General features: G+C 62.0%; 4 protein-coding genes. 2 read left to right on the plus strand and 2 right to left on the minus strand.

Translation table 11 applies throughout. From position 1 onward, the window contains the following. Positions 1-7: 7 nt before the first annotated feature. Positions 8-1,078, plus strand: a complete 1,071-nt coding sequence (gene recA / locus C8264_RS21570; protein WP_108463045.1) for a recombinase RecA — start codon at positions 8-10, stop codon at positions 1,076-1,078. Between the two features lie 208 nt (positions 1,079-1,286). Beyond that, the gene (alaS, locus tag C8264_RS21575; protein WP_108463046.1) at positions 1,287-3,932 is read left to right on the plus strand and encodes an alanine--tRNA ligase; all 2,646 of its coding nucleotides are present in this window, start codon (positions 1,287-1,289) and stop codon (positions 3,930-3,932) included. Positions 3,933-4,429: 497 nt separating this feature from the next. Here the strand turns inward: alaS and C8264_RS21580 are convergent, their stop codons facing one another. Then, positions 4,430-5,314 carry a DMT family transporter gene (locus C8264_RS21580; protein ID WP_162783838.1) on the minus strand — a complete coding sequence of 295 codons (885 nt, stop codon included), beginning with the start codon at positions 5,312-5,314 and terminating at the stop codon, positions 4,430-4,432. A 77-nt stretch (positions 5,315-5,391) separates the two neighbouring features. Beyond that, positions 5,392-6,324 carry a DMT family transporter gene (locus C8264_RS21585; protein ID WP_162783839.1) on the minus strand — a complete coding sequence of 311 codons (933 nt, stop codon included), beginning with the start codon at positions 6,322-6,324 and terminating at the stop codon, positions 5,392-5,394. Positions 6,325-6,709 lie beyond the last annotated feature (385 nt).

Raw genomic sequence — 6,709 nt, forward strand, 5'->3', positions numbered from 1 at the left:
AGAACTCATGGCTAACGCGCCGCTTCGTGTTGTTGAAGGTGGATCAATGGATAAAGACAAGGCACTTGCCGCGGCGCTCAGCCAGATCGAGCGCAATTTCGGCAAGGGCTCGATCATGCGGCTGGGCGAGGCTTCGTCCATCGAGGTCGAATCCATTTCCACCGGATCGCTGGGCCTCGATATTGCCCTGGGGATTGGCGGGTTGCCCAAGGGCCGTATCGTCGAGATTTTTGGGCCGGAATCATCGGGCAAGACCACGCTGGCCCTGCATGTGATCGCCGAAGCCCAAAAGGCAGGCGGTATCTGCGCTTTTGTGGACGCCGAGCATGCGCTTGATCCGGTTTATGCCCGCAAGCTGGGCGTCAATGTCGACGATCTGCTGATTTCCCAGCCGGACGCCGGCGAGCAGGCGCTCGAAATCACCGATACGCTGGTTCGGTCCGGGGCCATCGACGTGCTGGTGGTCGATTCGGTTGCGGCGCTTACGCCGCGCGCCGAACTCGAGGGCGAAATGGGCGACTCATTGCCGGGCCTGCAGGCTCGCCTGATGAGCCAGGCCATGCGCAAGCTGACCTCCTCGATCTCCAAGTCGAAGTGCCTCGTCATCTTCATCAACCAGATCCGCATGAAGATCGGCGTGATGTATGGTTCGCCTGAAACGACGACGGGCGGTAATGCGCTCAAGTTCTATGCTTCGGTGCGTCTCGACATTCGCCGCATCGGCGCGATCAAGGACCGCGAAGAGATCGTGGGCAACCAGACCCGCGTGAAGGTGGTCAAGAACAAGCTGGCGCCTCCATTCCGTCAGGTCGAGTTCGATATCATGTATGGCGAGGGTATCTCCAAGACGGGCGAATTGCTCGATCTGGGCGTCAAGTCCGGGATCGTGGACAAGTCCGGCGCCTGGTTTTCCTGGGATTCCCAGCGTCTGGGGCAGGGCCGTGAAAATGCGCGCCAGTTCCTCAAGGACAATCCGGCAGCCGCCGACGCCATCGAAAAGGGCGTTCGCGAAAGCTCGGGCCTGCTTGGCGAAGTGCTGCTGGTGGCGGGCGGCGAGGACGTGGCGGACGACGAATAAGATTTTCCCATGCAGGGATTTTTGGGGGGCATTGCGCGAGCAGTGCCCCTTTCTTTTGAAGCAGGCTTGGGTTTTGCATCGAGCTTGCTGCAAGTTCGCTACCGGGTTGCTGCCCAAATGCTGGACATTGCCGCAAGCTGCACGATAGAAAGCCAGCCGAACTTGTCTTTGGCGCCACCTCGCCAGCTTCCGCAATGAAAGCCTCTTGATGACCAGCGTAAACGATCTTCGCTCCAGCTTTGTCGATTACTTTGCCCGCAATGGTCACGAGGCGGTTGCGTCGAGCCCGTTGGTGCCGCGCAACGACCCGACTTTGATGTTCACCAATTCGGGAATGGTGCAGTTCAAGAACACTTTTACCGGTGTGGAAAAGCGGCCCTACTCGCGGGCGACGACGGCGCAGAAATGCGTGCGCGCCGGCGGCAAGCACAATGATTTGGACAATGTGGGCTTCACGGCGCGCCACCACACGTTCTTTGAGATGCTGGGCAATTTCTCGTTCGGCGACTACTTCAAGGATCATGCGATCGAGCTGGCCTGGAACCTGCTGACCAAGGATTGGGAGCTACCCAAGGAAAAGCTGATGGTCACCGTCTATGAGGACGATGACGAGGCGCTGAACCTGTGGAAGAAGATCGCCGGCCTGTCCGACGATCGTATCGTGCGGCTCGGGGCCAAGTCGAACTTCTGGCAGATGGGCGATACCGGTCCGTGCGGTCCGTGCTCGGAAGTCTTTTATGACCATGGCGATCACGTCTGGGGCGGCCCGCCGGGCTCGCCGGAAGAAGATGGCGACCGGTGGATCGAGATCTGGAACCTGGTGTTCATGCAGTATGAGCAGCATGGCGACGGCTCGCGTACGGGCTTGCCGAGGCCGTCGATCGACACCGGCATGGGGCTCGAGCGCGTCGCGGCTGTCATGCAGGGCGTGCACGACAATTACGACATCGACCTGTTCAAGTCGCTGATTGCTGCGGCGGCGACCGCGACGGGTGCCGAGATCAATGGCGAAGGCAATCGCAGCCTGCGAGTTATTGCCGATCACCTGCGGTCCATGAGCTTTTTGATTGCCGAAGGCGTGCTGCCGTCGAATGAAGGACGCGGCTATGTGCTGCGCCGCATAATGCGCCGGGCGATGCGCCACGCGACACTGCTCGGAACCAACGAGCCCGTGATCTACAAGCTCGTTCCCGCGCTGGTGCGGGAAATGGGGCAGGCATATCCGGAGCTGAGCCGTGGCGAGGCGTTGATCGCCGAGACCGTGCGGCTGGAGGAGGGTCGTTTCCTCAAGACGCTCGGTCGGGGCTTGCAGATTCTCGCCGATGAGACCAGCGACATGAGCGAGGGCGCGGTGCTGAACGGCGCTGCAGCGTTCAAGCTCTATGATACCTATGGTTTCCCGCTGGATCTGACGCAGGACGCGTTGCGGCTGCGCGGCATTACTGTCGATCAGCCGGGGTTCGATGCTGCCATGGCGGCGCAGAAGGCCGAGGCGCGCAAGAGCTGGTCGGGCTCGGGCGAGGCCGCGACCGATGGCGTCTGGTACGGGCTTGCCGACAAACTCGGGCCAACCGAATTCCTCGGTTACGAGACCGAAACTGCCGAAGGCGAGATCACGGCGCTGCTCAAGGACGGCGCGGAAGTTGGTTCGCTCGCAGCCGGCGAAGAGGGTTATGTGGTTCTGAACCAGACACCCTTCTATGGCGAAAGCGGCGGGCAGGTTGGCGATAGCGGCGTTCTTCGGGGTGAGGGTGTGCAGGGCGTCGTCGCCGATACTCAGAAATTCCACGGCGTTTTTGCGCACAAGGTCCAGGTTACCGAAGGCACGCTCAAGGTGGGCCAGGCACTGACGCTGGTTGTGGATCATGACCGCCGCTCGTCGATTCGGGCCAATCACTCGGCGACCCATTTGCTGCATGAAGCGCTGCGCATCGTGCTCGGCGATCATGTGGCCCAGAAGGGGTCCATGGTTTCGCCGGATCGGCTGCGCTTCGACTTCGTGCACACCAAGCCAGTGTCGCCGCAGGAAATGGCGGAGGTTGAGGACATCGCCAACGCCATCGTGCTGCAGAATACGCCGGTCGAGACGCGCCTGATGGGTGTCGAGGAAGCCAAGGAATCCGGTGCGCGGGCACTGTTCGGCGAAAAGTACGGCGACGAAGTGCGCGTGGTTGCCATGGGCGAGCCGACGGGCAATAGCCTGGGCTGGTCGGTGGAGCTGTGCGGGGGCACGCATGTGCGTCGCACGGGCGATATCGGGCTAGTGTCCATCGTGGCCGAAAGCGCGGTCGGCGCCGGCGTGCGGCGGATCGAGGCGCTGACCGGCAATGCAGCGCGCCATCGCGGCAATAACCACGTGGCTATCGTCGAATCGGCTGCGGCGCTGCTGCGTTCGGGCAGCAATGATGTGCTGGACCGCATTGCGGCACTTCAGGAGAACATCAAGAAGGTCGAGCGCGAGTTGACCGATGCCCGCAAGAAGCTGGCGCTTGGTGGCGCGGGTTCGACGGCGGGTGCATCGGCGGACGAGACCGTCAACGGCGTGACCTATGTGGGGCGCACCGTCGAGGGTATTGCCGCCAAGGACGTCAAGGGCCTGGTGGATAGCGAGAAGAAGCGCATCGGCTCGGGCGTGGTGACCGTCGTGCTCAAGGGCGAAGACGGCAAGGGGACAGTGGCGATCGGCGTGACGCAGGATCTGACGTCGCGCTATGCGGCGGGTGACCTGGTGAAGCTGGCGACTGTGGCGCTTGGCGGGCAGGGCGGTGGCGGCCGTCCGGACATGGCGCAGGGCGGTGGTCCTGATGGAGCCAAGGCGAATGAGGCTATCGCGGCGGTGCGGGCAGCGCTTTAGGGCGCTGTTGGTTTCGTCTCGGTGTTGGAGGGGTAAGCTCCGCTTGCTTGGCCGGGGTCATGCCCGGGAGTGTTCACGTCGAACGCTTGGGGGGTGGCGCGGTGTAGTTAAGGACGCTGTGTTTCCTCGGGCTTGACCCGAGGGCCAGTCCGGGTGCCTGTGCCGGAGCGGTGTGTTCGCGGAACGTGGGCCTCGGGTCAAGCCCGAGGGCACACGGTGGAGATGTGACGACCACAATTTCATTCCCGCGAAAGCGAGAAGCTCTGTTTTTCTTGCAACTACCCAAGGGCGGTTCCCGCTTTCGCGGGAATGACTCGGTGGAAAAGCCCACAAAGTGAACTCTCCCTTCACGCCGACAGTGTCTATTTTGATCACGCGGCGTCGTTCCGCGAAGGTGGGAATCTTCTTTCATTGTTGGTCAAAGTGGGATTCCCGCGGTCGCGGGAATGACGCGGTGGAAAGCGCACAACGTGATCTCCCCCGTCACGCCGGGTTTTTCATAGGCCGGTGCGGAAGAAGAAGAGGCGGGGTTTCCAGACGATCTTGAGCTTTTCGGTCAGCACGTTGGCAAGGCCGGCGGTCAGGACGATGACAAGGCCGATGACGGCAACGTAGTCGGGGTATTCGCCGAAGAATGCGGCGCCGAAGACGATGGCCCAGATCAGTTGGCTATATTGTACCGGCGCCACCAGATTGGCGGGCGATCTCCTGGCGGCAGCGATCAGCAGCAGGCCGCCGGTGCCGCCAATAAGGCCGATGCCGATAAAGATGGCGATTTGTTCGAGCGACGGGGCGACGAAATTGGGCAGCATCAGCAGACCGTTGAATAGGGCCGAGTAAAGTACCTGCAGGCCGACGAGGCTCACCCGCCGTTCGCGTGGGGCGACGTGGCGCAGGACGATGGTGGTGATGCCGCCGAGAAAGACGCTGCAGAAGATCGCCAGATGGCCCAGTTGCAGATCGCGCACGCCGGGGCGGATGACCAGCACCACGCCGAGGAAGCTGATGATGAGCAGGAGCCAGCGGTGGAGGGCCACGTGTTCCTTGAGCACCAGCACGCCAAGCATTGTCACGATGATCGGGGTGAGAAAGCCGATGGCGTAGACGTCGGCAAAGGGGATGTGCGTGAAGGCGTACATCACGCAGGCGGTGCTGAGGATGGCCGTGGTGCAGCGCAGGTGCACCAGCCAGGGATGGTGGAGCTTGTAGATGTCGCGCCAGCGCTCGCCACGCTTGGTGAGCATGACCGGAATGATCGAGAAACTGGTGGTGAAGAACGCGATTTCGAACACCGACATCGATTTGCCGGTGACCTTAATCAGAGCGTCAGCAACCGAAAAGCTGGCGTAAGCCAGAAAGGCGAGGAGGACGCCGACGGGCATCTTGATATCCAGGAGGGTAGGAGTGAGCGACCGCTCTACCATACAAGGTGCTTACACTAAGTCGATGGCCTGCGGCGTTAAATTTCCGGGCCCTGGACTTCGGTGATGTTGCTGGGCGGCCCACCGGGGCGTGCACGGTATTCGGCGAAGCGGCCGGCGATCCGTGTCCGCGTTCCGTCCACCAGCACATTCACCAAGCCGGACAGGATCACCACGGCGATACCGGCATAGGCGATCCAGTCGGGATATTCGGTGAAGAAAAAGGCACCGAGCGCGATGGCCCAGACAATCTGCAGATATTGAATGGGCGCGACCTGGCTGGCCGGTGCATTGCGGGTGGCGGCGATCAGCAGGATGTGGCCCAGCCCCACCAGCGCGCCGCTGCAGGCGAGCAGGGCGAATTGCGTTGGCGTGGGGAGCACGAAGGTGGGAAGCATCAGGATGGCGTTGACCACGATGATGTAGAGCGCGGGCAGGGCGATGAGACTCACGCGCTTTTCGACGGGTGCAACGACGCGCAGGATGGTTGTGGTGGCGGCGCCGAAAAAGGCGCAGCAGAGGGCCGCCAGATGGCCTGGCTCCAGTTCCCGGAAGCCGGGGCGGACGACGAGCATGACGCCCAGGAACCCCAGCGTCAGCATGGCCCAGCGCACGGCATGGACACGCTCCTTGAGCAGAACCACGGACATGACCGTGATGAACAGCGGCATCATGAAGACCAGCGAATAGGCTTCGGCAAAGGGAATCGTCACGAAGGCGAAGGTGACGAGCGCGGACGAGGCCGTGCCGGTGAAGGAGCGCAGATGCACCAGAAGCGGATGCTTGAGCTTGAAGCTGTCGCGCCAGCGCTCGCCCTTGGGCTTAACGAAGGCGGCGGGGATCAGCGAGAAGACGGCTACGAAGAAGCCGATTTCAAAGACCGAAAGGCTTTGCCCGAACCCTTTGATGATGGCATCGCCGCAGGAATAAACCGAGTAGGCGACAATCGCGTAGAACACGCCGGTGGGCATAGCGAATCCAGGCTGTGGGGATGGCAGGCGGTAGATACTCTCTAGTGCGGCTTGGAGGTTTCGTCGATGGGATTCGGTGGGGCGGAGGGGAAAGGGCTGGGAGTTTGAGCAGTTGGCGAATTCGGAGGCGCTGGGAGCAGTTTGTCGGCTCCGGGGCCAATCGTCCCCCACCCTTGATCCCTCCCCGCAAGGGGGAGGGTGTCGACTGCGGGGTTTGGGTGGCGATTGTGCGCCCTTCATTGCCACGCGGAAGTGGGATTCCCTCGACTCACGCCACAAGTGCAACACCTGCTATGGTGTTGGTGCGATGGGAACTTTGTATGAGCAGTTGAGCCTGCGCGAGCGGGTTGAGATCGACATTGGGCGGCGCAAGGGGCTCTCGATG

The sequence above is a fragment of the Devosia naphthalenivorans genome, from assembly GCF_003056355.1.
Lineage (GTDB): Bacteria > Pseudomonadota > Alphaproteobacteria > Rhizobiales > Devosiaceae > Devosia > Devosia naphthalenivorans.

What these genes read in the sequence shown, in the direction of transcription:
- recA (WP_108463045.1), top strand. Translation starts at nt 8, where the DNA reads ATGGCTAACGCGCCGCTTCGTGTTGTTGAAGGTGGATCAATGGATAAA.
- alaS (WP_108463046.1), top strand. Translation starts at nt 1,287, where the DNA reads ATGACCAGCGTAAACGATCTTCGCTCCAGCTTTGTCGATTACTTTGCC.
- C8264_RS21580 (WP_162783838.1), bottom strand. Translation starts at nt 5,314, where the DNA reads ATGCCCGTCGGCGTCCTCCTCGCCTTTCTGGCTTACGCCAGCTTTTCG.
- C8264_RS21585 (WP_162783839.1), bottom strand. Translation starts at nt 6,324, where the DNA reads ATGCCCACCGGCGTGTTCTACGCGATTGTCGCCTACTCGGTTTATTCC.